Below are 23,238 nucleotides of genomic sequence, written 5' to 3' on the forward strand. Positions count from 1 at the left end.
ACTCTTCCGGAGAAGCCAAAGACCGCTGGTCGTTGCCGTGCCTGCAAGGGTGCGGTGGCCGAAGGATCCGCTAACTGCGGACGTCCTGCGCAGGTGTTCAAGGAAAGTTCCCGGAACTCGTTTCGGTTGAGCTACGCCCTGGCGCCTGCGCCGGGGCGTTTCGTATTTATGCCCCTTCTGAGCGGTCCTCATCACCCGGAAGGAGGCCGACGCACTATGCCGACGCCCAACAAGGCTGCCGCGGTAGCCGAGCTCACGGACCAGTTCCGCGACTCGAACGCCGCCGTGCTGACCGAGTACCGGGGTCTCACCGTCGCGCAGCTCAAGACGCTGCGTCGCTCTCTCGGTGAGAACGCCCAGTACGCCGTGGTGAAGAACACGCTGACCAAGATTGCGGCCAACCAGGCCGGGATCACCGCGCTGGACGAGCACTTCGCTGGTCCCACCGCGGTCGCCTTCATCACCGGTGACCCGGTGGAGTCGGCGAAGAGCCTGCGTGACTTCGCCAAGGAAAACCCGAACCTCATCATCAAGGCGGGTGTCCTTGATGGTAAGGCGCTCACCGCCGATGAGATCAAGAAGCTTGCGGACCTCGAGTCCCGCGAGGTTCTGCTCAGCAAGCTGGCCGGCGCGTTCAAGGGCAAGCAGTCTCAGGCTGCCTCGCTCTTCCAGGCGCTGCCGTCGAAGTTCGTCCGCACTGCGGAAGCGCTTCGCGTCAAGCTCGCCGAGCAGGGCGGTGCCGAGTAATTCGGCTCGCGCACTGATCCACGCCGCCTAGTGCGTGGGTCAAAGCGGGCCGTTACGCCCGCCTCTATATACATCCGGCACCTGCCGATTTAGTGGAAGGATCGCCCATCATGGCGAAGCTCAGCCAGGAAGACCTGCTCGCTCAGTTCGAGGAGCTCACCCTCATCGAGCTCTCCGAGTTCGTGAAGGCGTTCGAGGAGAAGTTCGACGTCACCGCCGCCGCGGCCGTCGCCGTTGCCGGTCCGGGTGCCCCGGCCGCCGCTGAGGCCGTCGAGGAGCAGGACGAGTTCGACGTCATCCTCACCGGTGCCGGCGACAAGAAGATCCAGGTCATCAAGGTCGTGCGCGAGCTGACCTCCCTCGGCCTGAAGGAGGCCAAGGACCTCGTCGACGGCGCTCCGAAGCCCGTCCTCGAGAAGGTCGCCAAGGAGGCCGCTGACAAGGCTGCCGAGACCCTCAAGGCCGCCGGCGCCACCGTCGAGGTCAAGTAACACCTCTGAGGCCTCTCTGAGGCCTCAACCAAGGGCGATCACCCGTAAGGGTGGTCGCCCTTTGGCGTACCCGGAGTGCCTGATTTGCCCCCGTCTCGTTGGGGAGTAGGGTGATCTTCGTTGCTCTGCGGCAGGGTCCTTCGATGATCCGCTCGGAGCAGGGGGCCTTGACGAACGGGACGCGGCGCGCAATTCTCAGATCCGTCGCGAGATCGGCGAACTCGATCCGAGATCCGAGGCATGGATCGGGCCCGTATCGGGCATGGATCGACTACGAAGAGGGCAGTACTGTTACGCGCTCTGTATGCGAGAGCCGAACCGTTGGACGCAGTTGAAACGACATGGGGAAGGCCTGTTGCCGGTTTCCGGAAACCTGGTCTGGACATCAGTGAGCCTGTTGGCTACACTGACCCTTTGCGCTGCCTGTTAGCTGCCCCCTGCCCGTCGCCAGGGGCATGCCCACGCATGAGCACACTTGATTGAACGGCCCTGAGCTGGTCCTTTTGACCAGATGGGGGGCGCTTGTCTTCTGTGTCAGCTGGGACCGGTACGCGCGTAGTGAGTCCGAGCCCTCGGAAGGACCCCCTCTTGGCCGCCTCGCGCAACGCCTCGACCAATACGAACAACGGTGCCAGCACCGCCCCGCTGCGCATCTCCTTTGCAAAGATCAAGGAGCCCCTCGAGGTTCCGAACCTCCTGGCGCTGCAGACCGAGAGCTTTGACTGGCTGCTCGGCAACGCCGCCTGGAAGTCTCGCGTCGAGTCGGCGCTTGAGAGCGGACAGGACGTTCCCACCAAGTCCGGTCTGGAAGAGATCTTCGAGGAGATCTCGCCGATCGAGGACTTCTCCGGGTCGATGTCGCTGACGTTCCGCGACCACCGTTTCGAGCCGGCGAAGAACTCGGTCGACGAGTGCAAGGACCGCGACTTCACGTACGCGGCGCCGCTTTTCGTCACTGCCGAGTTCACGAACAACGAGACCGGAGAGATCAAGTCTCAGACGGTCTTCATGGGCGATTTCCCGCTCATGACCAACAAGGGCACCTTCGTCATCAACGGCACCGAGCGTGTCGTCGTGTCGCAGCTCGTCCGTTCCCCCGGTGTCTACTTCGACTCCTCCATCGACAAGACGTCCGACAAGGACATCTTCGCCGCCAAGATCATCCCTTCCCGGGGTGCCTGGCTCGAGATGGAGATCGACAAGCGCGACATGGTCGGTGTTCGCATCGACCGCAAGCGCAAGCAGTCCGTCACCGTCCTCCTGAAGGCTCTCGGCTGGACCACCGAGCAGATCCTCGAGGAGTTCGGCGAGTACGAGTCCATGCGCGCCACCCTGGAGAAGGACCACACCCAGGGCCAGGACGACGCGCTGCTCGACATCTACCGCAAGCTGCGTCCCGGCGAACCGCCGACCCGCGAAGCTGCTCAGACGCTGCTCGAGAACCTCTACTTCAACCCGAAGCGCTACGACCTCGCGAAGGTCGGCCGCTACAAGGTGAACAAGAAGCTCGGCGCCGATGAGCCGCTGGACGCCGGCGTGCTCACCACCGACGACGTCATCGCGACCATCAAGTACCTGGTCAAGCTGCACGCCGGTGAGACCGAGACCGTCGGTGAGTCGGGTCGTTCGATCGTCGTCGAGACCGACGACATCGACCACTTCGGCAACCGTCGTCTGCGCAACGTCGGCGAGCTCATCCAGAACCAGGTCCGCACGGGTCTGGCTCGTATGGAGCGCGTCGTCCGCGAGCGGATGACGACCCAGGACGTCGAGGCGATCACGCCGCAGACCCTGATCAACATCCGGCCGGTCGTCGCCTCCATCAAGGAGTTCTTCGGCACCAGCCAGCTGTCGCAGTTCATGGACCAGAACAACCCGCTGTCGGGTCTCACCCACAAGCGCCGTCTGTCGGCGCTTGGCCCGGGTGGTCTGTCCCGTGAGCGGGCCGGCTTCGAGGTCCGAGACGTTCACCCGTCGCACTACGGCCGCATGTGCCCGATCGAGACCCCTGAAGGCCCGAACATCGGTCTGATCGGCTCGCTCGCGTCCTACGGTCGCGTCAACGCGTTCGGTTTCGTCGAGACCCCGTACCGCAAGGTCATCGAGGGTGTCGTCACCGACGAGGTCGACTACCTGACGGCCGACGAGGAAGACCGCTTCGTCATCGCCCAGGCCAACGCCGGCCTGTCCGACGACATGCGCTTCACGGAGAACCGCGTTCTGGTTCGCCGTCGTGGCGGCGAGATCGACTACATCGCCGGCGACGACGTCGACTACATGGACGTCTCCCCGCGCCAGATGGTGTCCGTCGCGACCGCGATGATCCCCTTCCTCGAGCACGACGACGCCAACCGTGCCCTCATGGGCGCGAACATGATGCGCCAGGCCGTTCCGCTCATCAAGGCGGAGGCGCCGCTCGTCGGCACCGGCATGGAGTACCGCTGTGCGGTCGACGCCGGTGACTCGATCCGTGCGGAGAAGGACGGTGTCGTCCAGGAGGTCTCGGCCGACTACATCACCGTCGCCAACGACGACGGCACGTACACCACGTACCGCGTCGCCAAGTTCTCCCGCTCGAACCAGGGCACCTCGGTCAACCAGAAGGTCATCGTCAACGAGGGTGACCGGATCATCGAGTCCCAGGTCCTCGCCGACGGTCCTGCGACCGAAGAGGGCGAAATGGCCCTCGGCAAGAACCTGCTCGTCGCGTTCATGCCCTGGGAAGGTCACAACTACGAGGACGCGATCATCCTGTCGCAGCGCCTCGTACAGGACGACGTCCTCTCCTCGATTCACATCGAGGAGCACGAGGTCGACGCCCGTGACACCAAGCTGGGCCCCGAGGAGATCACCCGGGACATCCCGAACGTCTCCGAGGAGGTCTTGGCGGACCTCGACGAGCGCGGCATCATCCGCATCGGTGCGGACGTCGTCGCCGGCGACATCCTGGTCGGCAAGGTCACGCCCAAGGGCGAGACCGAGCTGACCCCGGAAGAGCGCCTGCTCCGCGCGATCTTCGGTGAGAAGGCCCGCGAGGTGCGTGACACCTCGCTCAAGGTTCCTCACGGTGAGATCGGCAAGGTCATCGGTGTCCGCGTCTTCGACCGCGAAGAGGGCGACGAGCTTCCCCCGGGCGTGAACCAGCTGGTCCGCGTCTACGTCGCCCAGAAGCGCAAGATCACCGATGGTGACAAGCTCGCCGGCCGCCACGGCAACAAGGGTGTCATCTCCAAGATCCTTCCGATCGAGGACATGCCCTTCCTTGAGGACGGCACGCCGGTCGACATCATCCTGAACCCGCTGGGTGTCCCGTCCCGAATGAACCCGGGACAGGTCCTGGAGATCCACCTCGGCTGGCTCGCCAGCCGCGGCTGGGACGTCTCCGGCCTCGCGGAGGAGTGGGCCGAGCGACTGAAGGTCATCGGCGCCGACCGCGTCGAGCCCGGCACCAACGTCGCCACCCCGGTGTTCGACGGTGCCCGCGAGGACGAGATCTCCGGCCTCTTCGAGCACACGATCCCGAACCGTGACGGGGACCGCCTGGTCCTCCCCTCCGGCAAGGCCCGTCTGTTCGACGGCCGCTCCGGCGAGCCGTTCCCGGAGCCGGTCTCGGTCGGCTACATGTACATCCTGAAGCTCCACCACCTGGTCGATGACAAGCTCCACGCTCGGTCGACCGGTCCGTACTCGATGATCACGCAGCAGCCGCTGGGTGGTAAGGCGCAGTTCGGTGGCCAGCGCTTCGGTGAGATGGAGGTGTGGGCGCTCGAGGCTTATGGCGCCGCTTACGCCCTCCAGGAGCTCCTGACCATCAAGTCCGATGACGTGACCGGCCGCGTGAAGGTCTACGAGGCCATCGTCAAGGGCGAGAACATCCCCGAGCCGGGCATTCCCGAGTCCTTCAAGGTGCTCATCAAGGAAATGCAGTCGCTCTGCCTCAACGTGGAGGTGCTGTCCTCGGACGGCATGTCCATCGAGATGCGCGACACCGACGAGGACGTCTTCCGCGCGGCGGAGGAGCTCGGTATCGACCTGTCCCGGCGTGAGCCGAGCAGCGTCGAAGAGGTCTGACGGGCCTGACGGGGGGCTCGCTCAAGAGCCCCCCGTCATCCCCGGGACCGTTCAGACCATGATTGAGACTCGACCCCGAAAGAGGGATTGACGCACAGTGCTCGACGTCAACTTCTTCGACGAGCTGCGGATCGGCCTTGCCACCGCGGACGACATCCGAACCTGGTCCCACGGCGAGGTCAAGAAGCCGGAGACCATCAACTACCGCACCCTCAAGCCCGAGAAGGACGGACTCTTCTGCGAGAAGATCTTCGGTCCGACCCGGGACTGGGAGTGCTACTGCGGTAAGTACAAGCGTGTCCGATTCAAGGGCATCATCTGTGAGCGTTGTGGCGTCGAAGTCACGCGCGCCAAGGTGCGTCGCGAGCGGATGGGCCACATCGAGCTTGCCGCTCCCGTCACCCACATCTGGTACTTCAAGGGCGTCCCGTCGCGCCTCGGATACCTGCTGGACCTCGCGCCGAAGGACCTCGAAAAGGTCATCTACTTCGCCGCGTACATGATCACGTTCGTGGACGACGAGCGCCGCACCCGCGACCTCCCGTCCCTGGAGGCGCACGTCTCCGTCGAGCGCCAGCAGATCGAGAACCGACGCGACTCGGACCTCGAAGGCCGTGCCAAGAAGCTCGAGACCGACCTGGCCGAGCTCGAGGCCGAGGGCGCGAAGGCCGACGTACGCCGCAAGGTGCGCGAAGGTGCCGAGCGCGAGATGAAGCAGCTCCGTGACCGCGCCCAGCGCGAGATCGACCGCCTCGACGAGGTGTGGGCCCGCTTCAAGAACCTCAAGGTCCAGGACCTCGAGGGCGACGAGCTGCTCTACCGCGAGCTGCGCGACCGCTTCGGTACGTACTTCGACGGCTGCATGGGCGCCGCGGCGCTCCAGAAGCGTCTGGAGTCCTTCGACCTCGACGAAGAGGCCGAGCGCCTCCGCGAGATCATCCGTACCGGCAAGGGCCAGAAGAAGACCCGTGCGCTCAAGCGCCTCAAGGTCGTCTCCGCGTTCCTGCAGACCAGCAACAAGCCCAAGGGCATGGTTCTGGACTGCGTGCCGGTGATCCCGCCGGACCTGCGTCCGATGGTGCAGCTGGACGGTGGCCGCTTCGCGACCTCCGACCTGAACGACCTGTACCGCCGCGTGATCAACCGCAACAACCGTCTGAAGCGCCTTCTCGACCTCGGTGCCCCCGAGATCATCGTGAACAACGAGAAGCGCATGCTCCAGGAGGCCGTCGACGCCCTCTTCGACAACGGTCGTCGTGGTCGTCCGGTCACCGGTCCCGGCAACCGTCCCCTGAAGTCCCTCAGCGACATGCTGAAGGGCAAGCAGGGTCGATTCCGTCAGAACCTCCTCGGCAAGCGCGTGGACTACTCCGCGCGTTCCGTGATCGTCGTCGGTCCGCAGCTGAAGCTGCACCAGTGTGGTCTGCCCAAGGCCATGGCGCTGGAGCTCTTCAAGCCGTTCGTGATGAAGCGCCTGGTCGACCTGAACCACGCGCAGAACATCAAGTCGGCGAAGCGCATGGTCGAGCGCGGCCGCACGGTCGTCTACGACGTGCTCGAAGAGGTCATCGCCGAGCACCCGGTTCTGCTGAACCGTGCGCCCACGCTGCACCGCCTCGGCATCCAGGCCTTCGAGCCCCAGCTGGTCGAAGGCAAGGCCATCCAGATCCACCCGCTCGTCTGCACCGCGTTCAACGCGGACTTCGACGGTGACCAGATGGCCGTGCACCTGCCGCTTTCGGCAGAGGCGCAGGCCGAGGCCCGCATCCTGATGCTGTCCTCGAACAACATCCTGAAGCCGGCAGACGGTCGTCCCGTCACCATGCCGACCCAGGACATGGTGCTGGGTCTGTTCTTCCTCACCACCGACGGCGAGCTCCGTGACGTCAAGGGCGAGGGCCGTGCGTTCGGCTCGACCGCCGAGGCGACCATGGCGTTCGACAACGGTGAGCTGGCTCTCCAGTCGGCCGTGGACATCCGCTTCCCGGTGGGCACCATCCCGCCGCGCGGCTGGGTGGCCCCGATCGCCGAAGAGGGCGAGCAGGAGTTCCAGCCGGGCGACAGCTTCCGTCTGCGTACGACCCTGGGCCGCGCGCTCTTCAACGAGCTGCTGCCCGAGGACTACCCGTTCGTCGACTACTCGGTGGGCAAGAAGCAGCTCTCCGAGATCGTCAACGACCTGGCGGAGCGCTACCCCAAGGTGATCGTGGCGGCGACGCTCGACAACCTGAAGGCGGCCGGCTTCCACTGGGCGACCCGTTCGGGCGTCACCGTGGCCATCTCCGACGTCGTCGTGCCCGAGGCCAAGAAGGCCATCGTCAAGGGCTACGAGGAGCTGGACGAGAAGGTCCAGAAGCAGTACGAGCGCGGTCTGATCACCAAGGACGAGCGCACGCAGGAGCTCATCGCGATCTGGACCAAGGCGACCAACGAGGTTGCCGAGGCGATGAACGCGAACTTCCCCAAGACGAACCCCATCTTCATGATGGTTGACTCGGGTGCCCGAGGAAACATGATGCAGATGCGACAGATCGCCGGTATGCGTGGTCTGGTGTCGAACGCGAAGAACGAGACCATCCCGCGTCCGATCAAGGCGTCCTTCCGTGAGGGCCTCACCGTTCTGGAGTACTTCATCTCCACGCACGGTGCCCGTAAGGGTCTGGCGGACACCGCCCTGCGTACCGCCGACTCGGGTTACCTCACCCGTCGTCTGGTGGACGTCTCGCAGGACGTCATCATCCGCGAGGAGGACTGCGGCACCGAGCGCGGCCTGAAGCTGAAGATCGCCGTTCGCGGCGAGGACGGCGCGCTGCGCAAGGCCGACGACGTCGAGACCTCGATCTACGCCCGCATGCTGGCCGAGGACGTCGTCATCGACGGCAAGGTCATCGCGCCGGCCAACGTCGACCTCGGTGACGTGCTCATCGACGCCCTGGTCGCCAACGGCGTCGAGGAGGTCAAGACCCGCTCGGTCCTGACCTGTGAGTCCGCGGTCGGCACCTGTGCCTTCTGCTACGGACGCTCGCTCGCCACCGGCAAGCTGGTCGACATCGGTGAAGCGGTCGGCATCATCGCCGCCCAGTCCATCGGTGAGCCCGGTACCCAGCTGACGATGCGTACCTTCCACACCGGTGGTGTGGCCGGTGACGACATCACGCAGGGTCTGCCGCGTGTCGTCGAGCTCTTCGAGGCCCGTACCCCGAAGGGTGTCGCCCCGATCTCCGAGGCCGCCGGCCGCGTGCGGATCGAGGAGACCGAGAAGACGAAGAAGATCGTCATCACGCCCGACGACGGCAGCGAGGAGACGGCCTTCCCGATCTCCAAGCGCGCCAAGGTCATCGTCGGCGAGGGCGACCACGTCGAGGTCGGCCAGAAGCTGACCATGGGTGCCACCAACCCGCACGACGTGCTGCGCATCCTCGGCCAGCGTGCGGTCCAGGTCCACCTGGTCGGCGAAGTCCAGAAGGTCTACAACTCGCAGGGCGTGTCGATCCACGACAAGCACATCGAGATCATCATCCGGCAGATGCTGCGCCGCGTGACGATCATCGAGTCCGGCGACGCGGAGCTCCTGCCGGGCGAGCTGGTCGAGCGGTCGAAGTTCGAGACCGAGAACCGTCGTGTGGTCACCGAGGGCGGCCACCCCGCCTCCGGCCGTCCGCAGCTGATGGGTATCACCAAGGCCTCGCTCGCGACCGAGTCCTGGCTGTCGGCGGCGTCCTTCCAGGAGACGACCAGGGTTCTGACGGACGCGGCGATCAACGCCAAGTCCGACTCCCTGATCGGCCTCAAGGAGAACGTCATCATCGGTAAGCTCATCCCGGCCGGTACGGGCCTCGCCCGCTACCGCAACATCCGGGTCGAGCCGACCGAGGAAGCCAAGGCCGCGATGTACTCGGCCGTCGGCTACGACGACATCGACTACTCGCCCTTCGGCACCGGCTCCGGCCAGGCTGTCCCGCTGGAGGACTACGACTACGGCCCGTACAACGGCTGAGCTCGTTAGCTAGTACGAAGAAGCCCCCCGCCGCTCCGAGAGGAGAGGTGGGGGGCTTCTTCGTGTATCGACGGTGTGGTCGATGGTGTGGTCGATGGTGTCGTGGATCAGGCCCGTCGGCGGCGGCGCAGGCCCGCCACCGTGACCGAGGCCAGGGCCAGGAGGCCGAGGGTGGCGCCGGCCAGGCCGGGGGTGAGGCCCTTGGGGGTGAAGGTGCAGGAGACCTTGTCCGTGCCCGGCGTGATGTCCAGGGAGACCAGGCCGTGGAAGCTCTTCACCGGGGCCGAGCACTGCCAGCCGGGGACGTCGGTCATGGCGAAGACGGCGGTGCCGGAGGCCTCCTTCGGGAGGGTGGCCTCGATGGTGTGGCCGCCCGCGCTGACCTGGGTGGCGCCCGTGACGGTGAGGCGGCTCACCGCCTGGGTGAGCGCGGCCCGGTCCAGGCAGCCGATGGGGTGCTCGCCGGCGGTGGCGTCGCGGGTCCGGGTGTCCACGGTGACGTCGACGGTGCCGGACGCGGGGACCTCGCCGAGGCTCACGACCCCGGTCATGCGGTCCTCCAGGGGCCTTGCGGTGCCGCCGGAGGTCAGGGTTCCGTACAGCTGGGGGGAGAACCAGAAGGCCTCGGAGCCGGGCTCGCAGCGGGCGGCGTACGTCTGTTCCGTGGCGGTGCCGCTCCGGGTTACGGGCGGGACCCGGTAGACGGTGGCGCCGAGGACCTGCTCCTGGTGGGCGTAGACGCTGGCCGGCGGGTTGGGGGAGGAGTACGGGGCGCTGCGGACGGTGACCAGGGGCGGGGTGGGGAAGGTGTGGGCCGTCCAGCTGTTCTTCTCCGGACCCGGTTCGGCGCGGGCGCCGATCGAGAAGATCGCGTCCAGGACGGGATTGCTGGCGCCGAAGAAGGTCCGGCCGTCGTTCTTGTAGCCGTAGCCGAGGGGTTCGAGGGCCTTGTACGTGCTCTCGGGGAGGTAGCTGCTGTAGTACTGCGGGCCCTCGGCCCGGAGCGAGAGCGCGTCGTTGTACGAGGTCTGCGGGGCGCCCGAGTCGGTCCGGTACGCGGGCCAGCCGTCGACCGAGCGGACGGCGTCGAACTGGTTCGTGATCGACTGGCTGGACGTGGCGATCGGCTTCGCCCAGCGTTCGCGGGCGCGGCGGGCGTCCGCGTTGACCGCGGCGGCGGTGGATTCGGCGAAGACGACGCCGACCATGAGGACGGCGGCCACGGGGATCAGTACCCGGCGCTTCTCGCCCAGCGCCAGCAGGACCAGGGCGAGGAGCGACACCGCGCCGCCGCCGAGGACGGCCGGCCAGGTGGTGCCGCCGAAGTCGTTGGTGTGGCGCAGTACGAAGGTCGCGGCGACCAGCAGGGCGGCGGTCAGCGCCAGGTGTAGCGGGCGCGGCCTGTTGGCCAGTGAGAGCCAGGCGACGATCACCACCATGCCGCTGAAGACGAAGGCCTCGCGGTAGGGATTGCCGTTCGGCACCGCCAGCCCGTGCCACACGTACTGGGTGGGCGGGAACTGGAAGGAGAGGACGACGAGCAGGGTCGCCGCAGCCCACACCAGGCGGGTCCGGCGGGCGACGGCCGTGTTGAGGAGGAAGGACCCCGCCAGGATCAGGCCGAGCGAGGCCACGTACAGCCGGGGCCGGCCGCCCCACAGGTAGGTGCCGGGGAGCATGCCGGTCAGGAAGACCTCGATCCGGACGGGATCGAAGGCGGCCGCCCGGGTGGGCTGGGCGGCTCCGCTGGAGAGGAACGAGGGAAGGAGGAGGGGGAGCGTGAGCAGGATGCCCGTCGCGGCGGCCGTCCCGGCCCGCCATACGGCGCGCAGCCGCTGGGATCGGGTCAGGTCGAGGACGATCAGGCGGATGGCGAGCAGTACGCAGGCGGCCATCGTCGCCATCATCGCGGTGTAGAAGTTCCCGAACCAGGCGAGCGCGACCAGCAGCGCCACGCCCGGCCAGCGGCGTTCCTCCAGGCACCATTCGACGGCGATGCCCAGGAGCGGGAGCGCGACCAGGCCCCACATCCACATGGGGATGTACGAGGCGTCGCTGAGCGCCCAGCCGCACAGTCCGTAGACGGCTCCGAGCACGCCCCGCTGCCACCACGGGCCCGGCTGCAGCTTGCCGAGGTAGACGGCCATCAGGGCGGCGGCGGTGCCCATCGTGATCGGGGTGATCACGAAGACGGCGAGGTCCACGTGCGCGCGGGGGACGAGGACGGCCAGCCAGGAGAAGGGGTTGCCGAGGTAGGTGTAGTAGTCGGACAGGAACTGCTGGCCGAAGCCGCCGCGCCAGGTGAAGAGGAGGTCGCCGGCGGCCTGGCCGTGGACCAGGTCCCACAGGGCGCGGTGGAACGGGACGTACTGGTTGGCCTGGTCGTTGACGGCCCGGCCGGTGGTGCCGAAGGGGAAGGTGCCCCGGGCGGCCCAGGACGCGCAGAAGGCGCCCGAGGTGATGAGGAAGGCGAGGAGCGGGCCGTAGAACCGGCCGGCGCGGCGCGGCGCCGGCCGGTCCTGTCCGGGGGGTGGACTGCTGTGCTTGGCGGGCTCCTCGGCCACGGTCCCCAATGCTCTGCTCCCTGCTGGTCGAGTGCTGCCGACGGAGGTTTGTCCGACTCGCCAGTCTAGATCGACCGCGGGGGCCCGCCGCGTGCCCCGGTCAGCGGGCGGTGATCTGCCAGGCCGTCATGGCGATCGCCGAGACCGCCGCCATGGCGGTGACGCTGGCGAGCGGCCAGCGGGCCCGCTCCAGGGCGTCCAAGCGGGATTCGTGGTCGGCGAGCTGACGGTCGGTCTGGTCGCTGCGCTGGACCAGGAGGGCCAGCGATCCGTCGACCCGGGCGAATCCGGCCTCCATGGTGCCGCGCAGGCGTTCCAGTTCGACGGCGACGGAGAGCGGGTCCGGCATGTGGGGTTCCGTCATGCGCGCTCGTCCTCCGGGTGCGGGGTCCGGGCGTCGGTGTCGGCGTGTCCGTCGGTGTCGCGGGCGTCGTGGGCGTCGCGGGCGATGAGGGCGAGCAGGGTGCGGTCGGGGTCGTACGGCCACTCGGTACGGAGCCAGCCGGGCAGTACGGCCTGTACGCCGGGCAGCGCCATCACCCGGGTGAGCGCGCATGCGGCGGTGAGGGCGGCGGCCACCCAGGGCAGAGCGGCGGGGATGCCGGCCGCATCGACCAGGGCGGGTAGCAGGACGGCCATCGCCAGGGCGGTCTGGACGAGGGTGCGCAGGGTGCGCTTGCCGGCTTCGGACATGGGTGGTGCCTTCTTTCGGTGGGGCGGGGGTGGGGGGACCGGTCGTCAGCCGGAGTGCGGGACCTTGAGGGCGTTCCAGGAGGTGCGGCCGGGCCAACCGTCGGCGTCGGCGCCGGTGAAGCCGAGCTTGCGCTGCCACTTCGCGTACGAGCGGCGGTCGGCCTCCGTCCACTGGGGGCCCGGGCCCTCGACGTAGGCGGAGCAGCCCTCGGCGACCAGGCGCTTGCCCATGGCGGTGACGATCGGGGAGCGGGGGGCTGCGGTGAAGAAGGCGGCGCCGGGGAAGGGCTGGTACCCGCCGTTGCCGCCGGCCGGCGGGGTGGGGTGGCCGCCCTGGCCGCCCGGGGCGGAGGCGAGGCGGGCGGCGATGCGGGTGCGCAGGTCCTGCATGGTGAACCCGCGCGGGTCGACCTTGGTGTTGGTCCACTCCTTGTGGCCGATGACCGACGGGGCGCCCCAGCCGTGGGCCCGGCACAGGGCGGCCGAGGCGCGCTCGATGGCATCGAGCTGGGCGGCGGGCCACGGGTCGCGGCCGTCGCCGAGGTTGACGCACTCGAAGCCGTAGAAGTGGGCGTTGCCGTCGGTGTCGTTGCGGCGGGGGGCGGGGAGGGAGGTCTCGGCGGCGACGGCGTCCAGGACGTCGCCGTCGCCGAGGCCCGCGTGGTTGGTGCGGCCGTGGCCGATCAGGTGGACGCCGCCGTCCTTGTCGATCACGCCGTGGCAGAGGGGGCCGGGGAGTTCGGCGTAGCCGTCGCGGCAGAGGGCGACGCTGGCGGCGGTGCCGGTGCTGACGGTGTGGTGGATCACGACGCCGTTGACCGGGCCCCACGCGCCCTTGTGATTGCGGCTGTGGGTGCGCCAGCCGGCGTGCTGAATGACGGTCACCCCCTCGGCGTGGAGGGCGGCGAGGAGGGTGTCGGCGGTGAGGGGGGTGGCCATGTAGGGCTCCTTCGGACATGCGGAAGCCCCGGGCCGGGGGTGGCTCGGGGCTGGGTGGTGGTGCGGTTGCCGTGCCGGGGCCGGGGAGGCCGTGCGGGTCGGTGACTCGGGGCTCCGCCCCGGACCCCGCGCCTCGAAGGCCGGCGGGGCTGTGGATCGGCTCAGCGCCGGCGGGGCCGAAAGACCGCCCGCCGGGGCTGAGGGTCGCCTCGAACGCCGGCGGGGCTGGATCGGCTCAAGCGCCTGCGGGGCTGGATTGGCTCAAGCGCCTGCGGGGATCGGGAGCCAGGTCGTGCACAGGGCTGCGTAGGCCGTGACGCGGGATTCGAAGTCCGTCAGGGCCGTGGCTATCGCGGTGGGGATTGCCGACTGGTTCGGGAGGACCGGGCCTTCCGGCGGGGGGTTCAGGACGGTCTGGCCGGTGCCGCGGAGTTGGGCGCCGAACTCGCCCGTCTCCGTGAGCTGGGCGGTGACGTACACCGCCGGGTAGCCGCTGACCGGGTCCGGTTCCAGGGTGTCGCCCAGGCCGGCGTCGTGGACGCGGATCTGGAGGGTGTGGCCGGCCTCGGTGACCGTGGCGCGGCCCGCGTAGTCGAGGGCGATGCCCCAGGGCTGGGTCGGATCGATGTTCACGGGGTGGGTCTCCTCAGCTCTGGGTGCCGTACATCATGAGCGGCTGGGCGTGGACGAGCCCGGTGCCGCTGGTGACCATCGCCTGGATCTCCACCTTGACCAGGCTGCCGAAGCGGGCGTTGAAGTCGTCGGTGACCGCGGCGGTGCGGTCGAAGACCGTGCCGGTGGTGACCGGGTCGCCCCACTGGACCCCGTCCACGAGGATCCGTACCTGCCCGGTGACGCCCGCCGCCGCGGCGGTGGTGCAGTACACCCGCAGACGGGGCTGCCACAGCGGGTTGAAGGAGCGGGCGACGGTGGTCCAGGCGGTGGCGTTGGTCTGCGGCCAGCGGGCGGTCGCGAGGTCCTGCGGGGGCAGCATGGCGAGCCAGGGGCGGGCCAGGCCGCCGGTGACCACGTCGTCCGAGAGGATCTCGTGGCCGTACGCGTCGAACACGCGGACGGCCTGGTCGTAGGTGCCGGTGACGGCGTTGCGGATGCTCAGCGCGGTCTTGCCGCTCTGCCGCTTGATCTCCAGGCCGTACTCGGTGGCGGACCAGAAGCCGACGCCGAGGATCCGGGTGCCGTTCGGCTCCTCCACGGACAGCGAGCCGCCGTCCTTGATCGTCAGTGCGCCGCCGGTGACGGTGTCGAGCGCGGGGCGCGGCGCGCAGGGCGGGCGCGGCGTCTTTGGCCCGGCGGGCGAAGACCACGGCCGGGGAGAGGGCGGCACAGGCGGCGGCGGACTGCCACGGGACTGCGTGGGGGCGGGGCGGCGGGGAGCGGAAGGGCATGGCGACTCCATGACTGAGGAGCTGGGCGGCGACGGGGTGCGGGTGCTCGGTGCTGCCGTGACCGCGGGAGAAGACGTGTTCGGTGTGGCAGGTGGGGCGTGGCCGCCACTCTGACACGTTGCGCGCGAGCGCGCAATTAACAATCTTGTGAGGGGATCCTGTATGCCCTGTGTAAGGTCTGATTCTGTGCGCGCAAGCACGCTAGGGTGAGTTACCCATGGGGTGGACTGAGGAGCGACACATGAGCACTCGCGAATTGGACGCGTTCGCGGCCTGGGTGGAAGACCTGATGCGGCAGCGCGGCTACGACATCGACAGCCCGCGCGGCGGAGGCAAGTCCCGGATCGCCGACGAGGCCGGCGTGCACCGCGCCGCGGTGACCCGGCTGCTGCAGCGGCAGAGCATGCCCGACCTCGAAACGATGCGGCGCATGGCCCCGTTCCTCGGGGTCTCCGTACGGGACATGCTGATCCGCTCCGGCCGGGTCAGCCCGGAGGAGCTGCCGCTGGCGCCGCTCCCGCTGCCGGCCGACGGGCAGCGGCCCGCCATCGAGGACTTCGCGCGCTGGCTCGGAGTGCCGGAGGAGCGCCGCGCGGTGTTCGTCAAGGTAGTGAGCCAGTTCCTGGAGCCGGCCGAGGGCGATGGAGCCGCCGCGGCCGCGCCCGCCGCCCCCGAGCAGCCCGCCGAGGGCCGCCGCACCGCGCGGGAATGACCGCGGGAACCGCTCCGGAACGACCCCGCGCACGACCGGGAGCCGCCGTGGGCGAGGGGCGGCGGCGGCTTCCGTGTAGCACACGTGCACCACGGCCGCACGTCGGAGGGACTGCATCCCGGCCTCGACCTTGTGGCGACTGGCCGGAGGGCCCTTAGGGCTCCCGGGGCAGGGGCTTTTGTTTTGACCGGAGTGGATGCGGTGGGTACGCTCAGACCTTGTGCCTGGGGTGTGCCTGGGCTCCTGTGCGTGTCCATCAACCGCACTTGAGCCGTAATCAGCCACCGCGATTCATGCGTTTCCGCGCTTGCGTGGAGGTCCGCCGGATCCGACACACCCGACCGCGTGGGTCGGCAAATGTTCCAGGTTAGCTTCACTACACGGCACACAGAAACCGGAGAAGTAGTGCCTACGATCCAGCAGCTGGTCCGTAAGGGCCGGCAGGACAAGGTCGAGAAGACAAAGACCCCCGCGCTTGAGGCTTCGCCCCAGCGTCGCGGCGTCTGCACGCGAGTGTTCACGACCACCCCGAAGAAGCCGAACTCGGCGCTGCGTAAGGTCGCGCGTGTGCGTCTGACCTCTGGCATCGAGGTCACCGCTTACATTCCGGGTGAGGGACACAACCTGCAGGAGCACTCCATCGTGCTCGTGCGTGGTGGCCGTGTGAAGGACCTGCCGGGTGTTCGTTACAAGATCATCCGCGGTGCGCTTGACACCCAGGCTGTCAAGAACCGCAAGCAGGCCCGCAGCCGCTACGGCGCCAAGAAGGAGAAGTAAAAAATGCCTCGTAAGGGCCCCGCCCCGAAGCGCCCGGTCATCATCGACCCGGTCTACGCATCTCCTCTGGTGACGTCGCTCATCAACAAGATCCTCCTGAACGGCAAGCGCTCCACCGCCGAGCGCATCGTTTACGGCGCCATGGAAGGCCTCCGCGAGAAGACCGGCAACGACCCGGTCATCACGCTGAAGCGCGCGCTGGAGAACGTCAAGCCGTCGCTTGAGGTCAAGTCCCGCCGTGTCGGTGGCGCCACCTACCAGGTGCCGATCGAGGTCAAGCCGGGTCGTCAGTCGACCCTCGCGCTGCGCTGGCTCGTGGGTTACTCCCGCGCCCGCCGCGAGAAGACGATGACCGAGCGCCTCATGAACGAGCTGCTCGACGCCTCCAACGGTCTTGGCGCTGCCGTCAAGAAGCGCGAGGACACGCACAAGATGGCCGAGTCCAACAAGGCCTTCGCGCACTACCGCTGGTAGTCCCAACCCACATCGAGACCGAGAGAAGACTGAGCCGATATGGCTACCACTTCGCTTGACCTGGCCAAGGTGCGCAACATCGGCATCATGGCTCACATCGACGCGGGCAAGACGACCACCACCGAGCGCATCCTGTTCTACACCGGTGTGTCTTACAAGATCGGTGAAGTCCACGACGGCGCTGCCACGATGGACTGGATGGAGCAGGAGCAGGAGCGCGGCATCACGATCACGTCTGCCGCGACGACCTGCCACTGGCCGCTCGAAGACGTCGACCACACCATCAACATCATCGACACCCCGGGTCACGTGGACTTCACGGTCGAGGTGGAGCGTTCGCTCCGCGTCCTCGACGGTGCCGTCACCGTGTTCGACGGTGTCGCCGGTGTGGAGCCGCAGTCCGAGACCGTTTGGCGTCAGGCGGACCGCTACGGCGTGCCGCGCATCTGCTTCGTCAACAAGCTGGACCGCACGGGCGCCGAGTTCCACCGCTGTGTCGACATGATCAAGGACCGCCTCGGTGCGGTTCCGATCGTCATGCAGCTCCCCATCGGTGCCGAGATGGACTTCCAGGGCGTTGTCGACCTGGTCACCATGAAGGCGTTCGTCTGGTCCGCCGAGGCGACCAAGGGCGAGATGTACGACATCGTCGACATCCCGGCCACGCACACCGAAGCCGCTGAAGAGTGGCGTGCGAAGCTCGTCGAGACGGTCGCCGAGAACGACGACCAGATCATGGAGCTGTTCCTGGAGGGCGTCGAGCCCACCGTCGAGCAGCTGCACGACGCTGTGCGTCGCATCATCATCGGCTCCAAGGGCGACAAGGGTGCCACCGTCACCGCGGTGTTCTGTGGCACGGCGTTCAAGAACAAGGGCGTTCAGCCCCTGCTCGACGCCGTCGTCCGCTACCTCCCGTCGCCCCTGGACATCGAGGCCATCGAAGGCCACGACGTCCGGGACGCCGAGGTCGTCGTGAAGCGCAAGCCCTCGGACGACGAGCCCCTCGCGGCGCTCGCGTTCAAGATCATGCGTGACCCGCACCTCGGTAAGCTCACCTTCGTCCGGGTTTACTCGGGCCGCCTGGAGGCCGGCACCTCGGTGCTGAACTCCGTCAAGGGCAAGAAGGAGCGCATCGGCAAGATCTACCGCATGCACGCGAACAAGCGTGAAGAGATCGAAGCGGTGGGCGCCGGTGACATCGTCGCCGTCATGGGCCTGAAGCAGACCACCACCGGTGAGACGCTGTGTGACGACAAGAACCCGGTCATCCTGGAGTCCATGGACTTCCCGGCCCCGGTCATTCAGGTCGCCATCGAGCCCAAGTCCAAGGGTGACCAGGAGAAGCTGGGTGTAGCCATCCAGTCTCTCGCGGAGGAGGACCCCTCCTTCCACGTTCACTCGGACGAAGAGACCGGCCAGACCATCCTCGGTGGTATGGGCGAGCTGCACCTCGAGGTGCTGGTCGACCGTATGAAGCGCGAGTTCAAGGTCGAGGCCAACGTCGGCAAGCCGCAGGTCGCTTACCGCGAGACGATCCGCCAGACGGTGGAGCGTCACGACTACACCCACAAGAAGCAGACCGGTGGTACCGGTCAGTTCGCCAAGGTGCAGATCGCGATCGAGCCGATCCTCGAGGCCGACGGTCCGGCGTACGAGTTCGTGAACAAGGTCACCGGTGGCCGCATCCCGAGGGAGTACATCCCCTCGGTCGACGCGGGTGCGCAGGAAGCCATGAAGTTCGGCATCCTCGCCGGCTACGAGATGACTGGCGTCCGCGTCATTCTTCTCGACGGTGGCTACCACGAGGTCGACTCCTCCGAGCTCGCCTTCAAGATCGCCGGTTCGCAGGCCTTCAAGGAGGCCGCGCGCAAGGCTTCTCCCGTGCTCCTCGAGCCGATGATGGCCGTCGAGGTCACCACGCCGGAGGAGTCCATGGGTGACGTCATCGGTGACATCAACTCCCGCCGTGGCCAGATCCAGGCCATGGAGGAGCGTCACGGCGCTCGCCTCGTGAAGGGCCTCGTGCCCCTCTCGGAGATGTTCGGCTATGTCGGAGACCTCCGCAGCAAGACCTCGGGTCGCGCCAGCTACTCGATGCAGTTCGACTCCTACGCCGAGGTTCCCCGGAACGTCGCTGAGGAGATCATCGCGAAGGCCAAGGGCGAGTAACTCTTCCGAGTACACGCTTTAGGCTTGTCACCGGAGCCTCAGGGGCAACAGGAGCAACCCTCCCGTTGCCCCCGGGGTACCGGCTATCCAGCAAAGATCACCTGGCGCCGATCTGTAAGGCGTACAGAACCACTCTCCAGGAGGACCCCGTGGCGAAGGCGAAGTTCGAGCGGACTAAGCCGCACGTCAACATCGGCACCATCGGTCACATTGACCACGGTAAGACGACCCTCACGGCCGCCATTACCAAGGTGCTGCATGACGCGTACCCGGACCTGAACGAGGCCTCGGCCTTCGACCAGATCGACAAGGCTCCCGAAGAGCGCCAGCGCGGTATCACCATCTCCATCGCGCACGTCGAGTACCAGACCGAGGCGCGTCACTACGCCCACGTCGACTGCCCGGGTCACGCGGACTACATCAAGAACATGATCACCGGTGCCGCGCAGATGGACGGCGCGATCCTCGTGGTCGCCGCCACCGACGGCCCGATGCCGCAGACCAAGGAGCACGTGCTCCTGGCCCGCCAGGTCGGCGTTCCGTACATCGTCGTCGCCCTGAACAAGGCCGACATGGTGGACGACGAGGAGATCCTGGAGCTCGTCGAGCTCGAGGTTCGTGAGCTCCTCTCCGACTACGACTTCCCGGGCGACGACCTTCCGGTCGTCCGCGTCTCCGCGCTGAAGGCGCTCGAGGGCGACAAGGAGTGGGGCGAGAAGCTTCTCGGCCTCATGACTGCCGTCGACGAGGCGATCCCGACCCCGCCGCGTGACACCGAGCTGCCGTTCCTCATGCCCGTCGAGGACGTCTTCACGATCACCGGTCGCGGTACCGTCGTCACCGGCCGTATCGAGCGTGGTGTCCTGAAGGTCAACGAGACCGTCGACATCATCGGCATCAAGGAGACCAAGACCACCACCACGGTCACCGGTATCGAGATGTTCCGCAAGCTGCTCGACGAGGGCCAGGCGGGCGAGAACGTCGGTCTGCTCCTCCGTGGCATCAAGCGCGAGGACGTCGAGCGCGGCCAGGTCATCATCAAGCCCGGTTCGGTCACCCCGCACACCGAGTTCGAGGCCCAGTCGTACATCCTGTCGAAGGACGAGGGTGGCCGTCACACCCCGTTCTTCAACAACTACCGTCCGCAGTTCTACTTCCGTACCACCGACGTCACGGGTGTTGTCACCCTGCCGGCCGGCACGGAGATGGTCATGCCGGGCGACAACACCGAGATGACGGTCACGCTGATTCAGCCGGTCGCCATGGAGGAGGGCCTCAAGTTCGCCATCCGTGAGGGTGGTCGTACCGTGGGCGCCGGCCAGGTCACCAAGATCACGAAGTAATTCGTGTTCTGACCTGGTAGCTCGTGCGAACGAGCACCATGTTTGACAGGAGGGCCCCTTCCCCGTCGTTCACGCGACGGGGGAGGGGCCCTCTTCGTCGTACGGGCCCGCGTTCGCGCCTGCCGTACGGGCCTGCGTGCCGACGGGCGGGCATGCGAAGAGGGCCGCACCCCGGGGGGTACGGCCCTCTTCGCCTACGTCGCTCCGTGCGCGGTGGTTACTTCACCCGCAGGGACTCCGTGAACTCCATGCAGGCGGCGTAGTCCGGCAGCAGGCCGGACGCGGCGGCGTCGGCCAGCGAAGGCGCCGCGTCGTCGCGGGCGGACAGCAGCGGGACGTCGGCCGGCCAGTCGATGCCCAGGTCGGGGTCGAGCGGGTGGACCGAGTGCTCGCCCGTCGGGTTGTACGTCTCCGAGCAGAGGTAGGACAGGGTGGCGTCATCGGTGAGCGCGCAGAAGCCGTGGCCCATGCCCTCGGGCAGGTAGACGGCGCGGCGGTCCACGTCGTCCAGCCGGACGCCCTCCCAGCGGCCGAAGGTCGGGGAGCCGACCCGGATGTCCACGATGATGTCCAGCACGGCGCCGCGCACGCAGGTGACGTACTTGGCCTGGCCGCGCGGGACGTCGGCGAAGTGGATGCCGCGGACGACACCGCGCTGTGAGACCGAGAGGTTGGCCTGCGCCAGGTTCAGCGGGTGCCCGACGACCTCGGCGAGGTGGTCGAAGCGGTACCACTCCATGAACATGCCGCGCGGGTCACCGTGCTGCTGGGGCGTTATCTCGAAAACGCCCTCGATGGAGAGTTCGCGGAACTTCATCGTGCGGCCTCCTCTTCGAGCAGACCGATCAGGTAGTCGCCGTAGCCGCTCTTGATCAGCGGTTCGGCCAGCGCGCGCAGCTGCGCGGAGTCGATCAGGCCCGCCCGCCAGGCGGCCTCCTCGATGCAGCCGATCTTGAAGCCCTGGCGCTCCTCGATCACGCGCACGAACTCCGAGGCCTGCACCATCGATACGAAGGTGCCGGTGTCCAGCCAGGCGGTACCGCGGTCGAGGATGGTGACATTCAGCTCACCGGCCTGGAGGTACGCGTCGTTGACGGCGGTGATCTCCAGTTCGCCGCGGGCGCTGGGCTTCAGGCCGCGGGCGATCTCCACGACCCGGTTGTCGTAGAAGTACAGGCCGGGCACGGCGTACCGGGACTTGGGCTGGGTCGGCTTCTCCTCGATGGAGATGGCCTGGCCGTTCTCGTCGAACTCGACCACGCCGTACGCCGTCGGGTCCGCCACCGGGTACGCGAAGACCCGGCCGCCCTTGGAGTCGGTGTGCTGCGCGAGGCGGGTGCCGAGGCCACTGCCGTGGAAGATGTTGTCGCCGAGGATCAGGGCGACGGAGTCGTCGCCGATGAAGTCGGCGCCGAGCACGAAGGCCTGGGCGATGCCCTCGGGGCGCTCCTGGACGGCGTACTCCAGCCGGATGCCGAACTGCGAACCGTCGCCGAGCAGGCGCTCGAACTGGTCGCGGTCTTCCGGGGTGGTGATGACGAGGATCTCGCTGATCCCGGCCATGACCAGCGTCGAGAGCGGGTAGTAGATCATCGGCTTGTCGAAGACGGGCAGCAGCTGCTTCGACACTGCCCGCGTCAGCGGCCAGAGTCGGGATCCGGTGCCGCCGGCCAAGAGAATTCCACGCATAGGCACAACCCTATGCGAGACCGGCGGAGGCGCGCCGTCCGGGCCCGGGCGGGAGCGGGCGGGCGGCCGTGGGGGAGTAGGCGAGCGGCTAGACTGTTTGTATTATGCGCATCCTTGTGACCGGCGGCGCCGGCTTCATCGGTTCAGAATTCGTCCGCCAGCAGCTCGGTTCGGACCCCACGGCCCAGATCACCGTCTTCGACAAGCTGACGTATTCCGGCGTCGAAGCCAACCTCGCCCCGGTCGCCGGTCATGCCGGCTACTCGTTCGTCAAGGGTGACATCTGCGACGCCGAGGCCGTCGACCAGGCGATGCCCGGCCACGACGTCGTCGTGCACTTCGCAGCCGAGTCCCACGTGGACCGCTCGATCGCCGGCGCGGGCCCCTTCGTGATGACCAACGTGGTGGGCACCCAGGTCCTCCTGGACGCCGCCCGCAAGCACGGCGTCGGCCGCTTCGTCCACATCTCCACCGACGAGGTCTACGGCTCGATCAGCGAGGGCTCCTGGACCGAGGAGTGGCCGCTGGTGCCCAACTCCCCGTACTCCGCCTCGAAGGCCTCCTCCGACCTGCTCGCGCTGGCCTACGCCCGCACGCACGGCATGGACGTCGTGGTCACGCGCTGCTCCAACAACTACGGGCACTACCAGTTCCCGGAGAAGGTCATCCCGCTGTTCGTCTCCAACCTGATGGACGGCAAGAAGGTCCCGCTGTACGGCAACGGCGGCAACGTGCGCGACTGGCTGCACGTCTCCGACCACTGCCGCGGCATCGACCTGGCCATGCGCAAGGGTCGCGGCGGCGAGGTCTACAACATCGGCGGCGGCGTCGAGCTCACCAACAAGGAGCTCACCGGCGTCCTGCTGGAGGCCGCGGGCCTGGGCTGGGAGATGGTCGAGCGCGTCGAGGACCGCAAGGGCCACGACCTGCGCTACTCCATCGACATCAGCAAGATCGGCTCGGAGCTCGGCTACGCCCCGCAGGTCACCTTCGAGGAAGGCATCGCGTCGACCATCGCCTGGTACCGCGAGAACCGCGCCTGGTGGGAGCCCCTGAAGGCCAAGGCAGCGCTGCAGAAGTGACCGCCGCGGACGTGAGCAAGAGCACCAACAGCGCCGAGGGCGCAGCCGGTACCGCGGGCGCCCGCTGGCTCGTCACCGGCGCCG

17 protein-coding genes and 1 pseudogene are annotated in these 23,238 nt (G+C 67.7%); 10 read left to right on the forward strand and 8 right to left on the reverse strand.

Features of this window, described 5'->3' with window-relative positions:
• Positions 1–216: 216 nt before the first annotated feature.
• The 4 genes from rplJ (at position 217) to ACFVX6_RS11080 (ending at position 9,306) form a co-directional block, all read left to right on the forward strand.
• A complete protein-coding gene (gene rplJ / locus ACFVX6_RS11065) occupies positions 217–747 on the forward strand; it encodes a 50S ribosomal protein L10 (protein ID WP_215023401.1) in 531 nt (176 codons plus the stop codon).
• A 110-nt stretch (positions 748–857) separates the two neighbouring features.
• Positions 858–1,238, forward strand: coding sequence for a 50S ribosomal protein L7/L12 (gene rplL / locus ACFVX6_RS11070; RefSeq protein WP_385374967.1), 381 nt, complete (start codon positions 858–860; stop codon positions 1,236–1,238).
• Positions 1,239–1,826: 588 nt separating this feature from the next.
• Positions 1,827–5,309: a DNA-directed RNA polymerase subunit beta gene (rpoB, locus tag ACFVX6_RS11075; RefSeq protein WP_243333342.1), complete on the forward strand. Its 3,483-nt coding sequence runs from the start codon at positions 1,827–1,829 to the stop codon at positions 5,307–5,309.
• A 97-nt stretch (positions 5,310–5,406) separates the two neighbouring features.
• Entirely contained in the window at positions 5,407–9,306 is a 3,900-nt protein-coding gene (locus ACFVX6_RS11080) for a DNA-directed RNA polymerase subunit beta' (protein WP_389690081.1), read from the forward strand.
• A gap of 107 nt (positions 9,307–9,413) precedes the next feature.
• Here the strand turns inward: ACFVX6_RS11080 and ACFVX6_RS11085 are convergent, their stop codons facing one another.
• The 6 genes and pseudogenes from ACFVX6_RS11085 to ACFVX6_RS11110 form a co-directional block, all read right to left on the reverse strand.
• Positions 9,414–11,870 carry a YfhO family protein gene (locus tag ACFVX6_RS11085; protein WP_389690083.1) on the reverse strand — a complete coding sequence of 819 codons (2,457 nt, stop codon included), beginning with the start codon at positions 11,868–11,870 and terminating at the stop codon, positions 9,414–9,416.
• Between the two features lie 100 nt (positions 11,871–11,970).
• Positions 11,971–12,234, reverse strand: coding sequence for a hypothetical protein (locus ACFVX6_RS11090; protein WP_383948051.1), 264 nt, complete (start codon positions 12,232–12,234; stop codon positions 11,971–11,973).
• Between the two features lie 116 nt (positions 12,235–12,350).
• A pseudogene (locus ACFVX6_RS11095) lies at positions 12,351–12,563 on the reverse strand (hypothetical protein); the annotation flags it as partial.
• 45 nt (positions 12,564–12,608) lie between these two features.
• Entirely contained in the window at positions 12,609–13,502 is an 894-nt protein-coding gene (locus tag ACFVX6_RS11100; RefSeq protein WP_389690085.1) for a peptidoglycan-binding protein, read from the reverse strand.
• A gap of 261 nt (positions 13,503–13,763) precedes the next feature.
• Positions 13,764–14,135: an ATP-binding protein gene (locus ACFVX6_RS11105; protein ID WP_389690087.1), complete on the reverse strand. Its 372-nt coding sequence runs from the start codon at positions 14,133–14,135 to the stop codon at positions 13,764–13,766.
• A 13-nt stretch (positions 14,136–14,148) separates the two neighbouring features.
• Entirely contained in the window at positions 14,149–14,847 is a 699-nt protein-coding gene (locus ACFVX6_RS11110; protein WP_389690089.1) for a hypothetical protein, read from the reverse strand.
• Positions 14,848–15,149: 302 nt separating this feature from the next.
• On the opposite strand from ACFVX6_RS11110, the gene ACFVX6_RS11115 reads away from it, so the two are divergent.
• The 5 genes from ACFVX6_RS11115 (at position 15,150) to tuf (ending at position 20,383) form a co-directional block, all read left to right on the forward strand.
• Positions 15,150–15,620, forward strand: coding sequence for a helix-turn-helix domain-containing protein (locus ACFVX6_RS11115; RefSeq protein ID WP_389690091.1), 471 nt, complete (start codon positions 15,150–15,152; stop codon positions 15,618–15,620).
• 405 nt (positions 15,621–16,025) lie between these two features.
• A complete protein-coding gene (gene rpsL, locus ACFVX6_RS11120; RefSeq protein ID WP_007265893.1) occupies positions 16,026–16,397 on the forward strand; it encodes a 30S ribosomal protein S12 in 372 nt (123 codons plus the stop codon).
• A gap of 3 nt (positions 16,398–16,400) precedes the next feature.
• Entirely contained in the window at positions 16,401–16,871 is a 471-nt protein-coding gene (rpsG, locus tag ACFVX6_RS11125; protein ID WP_215023410.1) for a 30S ribosomal protein S7, read from the forward strand.
• Positions 16,872–16,910: 39 nt separating this feature from the next.
• Positions 16,911–19,040 (forward strand): elongation factor G, encoded by a 2,130-nt coding sequence (gene fusA / locus ACFVX6_RS11130; protein ID WP_266905471.1) that lies wholly within the window; start codon positions 16,911–16,913, stop codon positions 19,038–19,040.
• Positions 19,041–19,189: 149 nt separating this feature from the next.
• A complete protein-coding gene (gene tuf / locus ACFVX6_RS11135; RefSeq protein WP_389690094.1) occupies positions 19,190–20,383 on the forward strand; it encodes an elongation factor Tu in 1,194 nt (397 codons plus the stop codon).
• 217 nt (positions 20,384–20,600) lie between these two features.
• Here the strand turns inward: tuf and rfbC are convergent, their stop codons facing one another.
• Positions 20,601–21,200, reverse strand: a complete 600-nt coding sequence (rfbC, locus tag ACFVX6_RS11140) for a dTDP-4-dehydrorhamnose 3,5-epimerase (protein WP_266955895.1) — start codon at positions 21,198–21,200, stop codon at positions 20,601–20,603.
• The gene (gene rfbA, locus ACFVX6_RS11145) at positions 21,197–22,072 is read right to left on the reverse strand and encodes a glucose-1-phosphate thymidylyltransferase RfbA (RefSeq protein ID WP_389690096.1); all 876 of its coding nucleotides are present in this window, start codon (positions 22,070–22,072) and stop codon (positions 21,197–21,199) included. The genes rfbC and rfbA overlap by 4 nt, the downstream gene beginning before the upstream one ends.
• A gap of 104 nt (positions 22,073–22,176) precedes the next feature.
• Between rfbA and rfbB the strand changes: the two genes are divergently transcribed.
• On the forward strand, positions 22,177–23,154 hold the full coding sequence (rfbB, locus tag ACFVX6_RS11150; protein WP_389690098.1) for a dTDP-glucose 4,6-dehydratase: 978 nt from the start codon (positions 22,177–22,179) through the stop codon (positions 23,152–23,154).
• The last annotated feature ends 84 nt before the right edge of the window (positions 23,155–23,238 follow it).

Origin of the sequence: Streptomyces sp. NPDC058289 (genome assembly GCF_042880975.1) — a bacterium.
Taxonomy (GTDB): domain Bacteria; phylum Actinomycetota; class Actinomycetes; order Streptomycetales; family Streptomycetaceae; genus Streptomyces; species Streptomyces stoeckheimensis.

Bases quoted from the DNA above. Each gene is read 5' to 3' on its own strand.
- rpsG (WP_215023410.1), top strand. From the start codon at position 16,401: ATGCCTCGTAAGGGCCCCGCCCCGAAGCGCCCGGTCATCATCGACCCG.
- rplJ (WP_215023401.1), top strand. From the start codon at position 217: ATGCCGACGCCCAACAAGGCTGCCGCGGTAGCCGAGCTCACGGACCAG.
- ACFVX6_RS11115 (WP_389690091.1), top strand. From the start codon at position 15,150: ATGAGCACTCGCGAATTGGACGCGTTCGCGGCCTGGGTGGAAGACCTG.
- rplL (WP_385374967.1), top strand. From the start codon at position 858: ATGGCGAAGCTCAGCCAGGAAGACCTGCTCGCTCAGTTCGAGGAGCTC.
- ACFVX6_RS11100 (WP_389690085.1), bottom strand. From the start codon at position 13,502: ATGGCCACCCCCCTCACCGCCGACACCCTCCTCGCCGCCCTCCACGCC.
- rfbB (WP_389690098.1), top strand. From the start codon at position 22,177: ATGCGCATCCTTGTGACCGGCGGCGCCGGCTTCATCGGTTCAGAATTC.
- ACFVX6_RS11090 (WP_383948051.1), bottom strand. From the start codon at position 12,234: ATGACGGAACCCCACATGCCGGACCCGCTCTCCGTCGCCGTCGAACTG.
- rfbA (WP_389690096.1), bottom strand. From the start codon at position 22,072: ATGCGTGGAATTCTCTTGGCCGGCGGCACCGGATCCCGACTCTGGCCG.
- fusA (WP_266905471.1), top strand. From the start codon at position 16,911: ATGGCTACCACTTCGCTTGACCTGGCCAAGGTGCGCAACATCGGCATC.
- rfbC (WP_266955895.1), bottom strand. From the start codon at position 21,200: ATGAAGTTCCGCGAACTCTCCATCGAGGGCGTTTTCGAGATAACGCCC.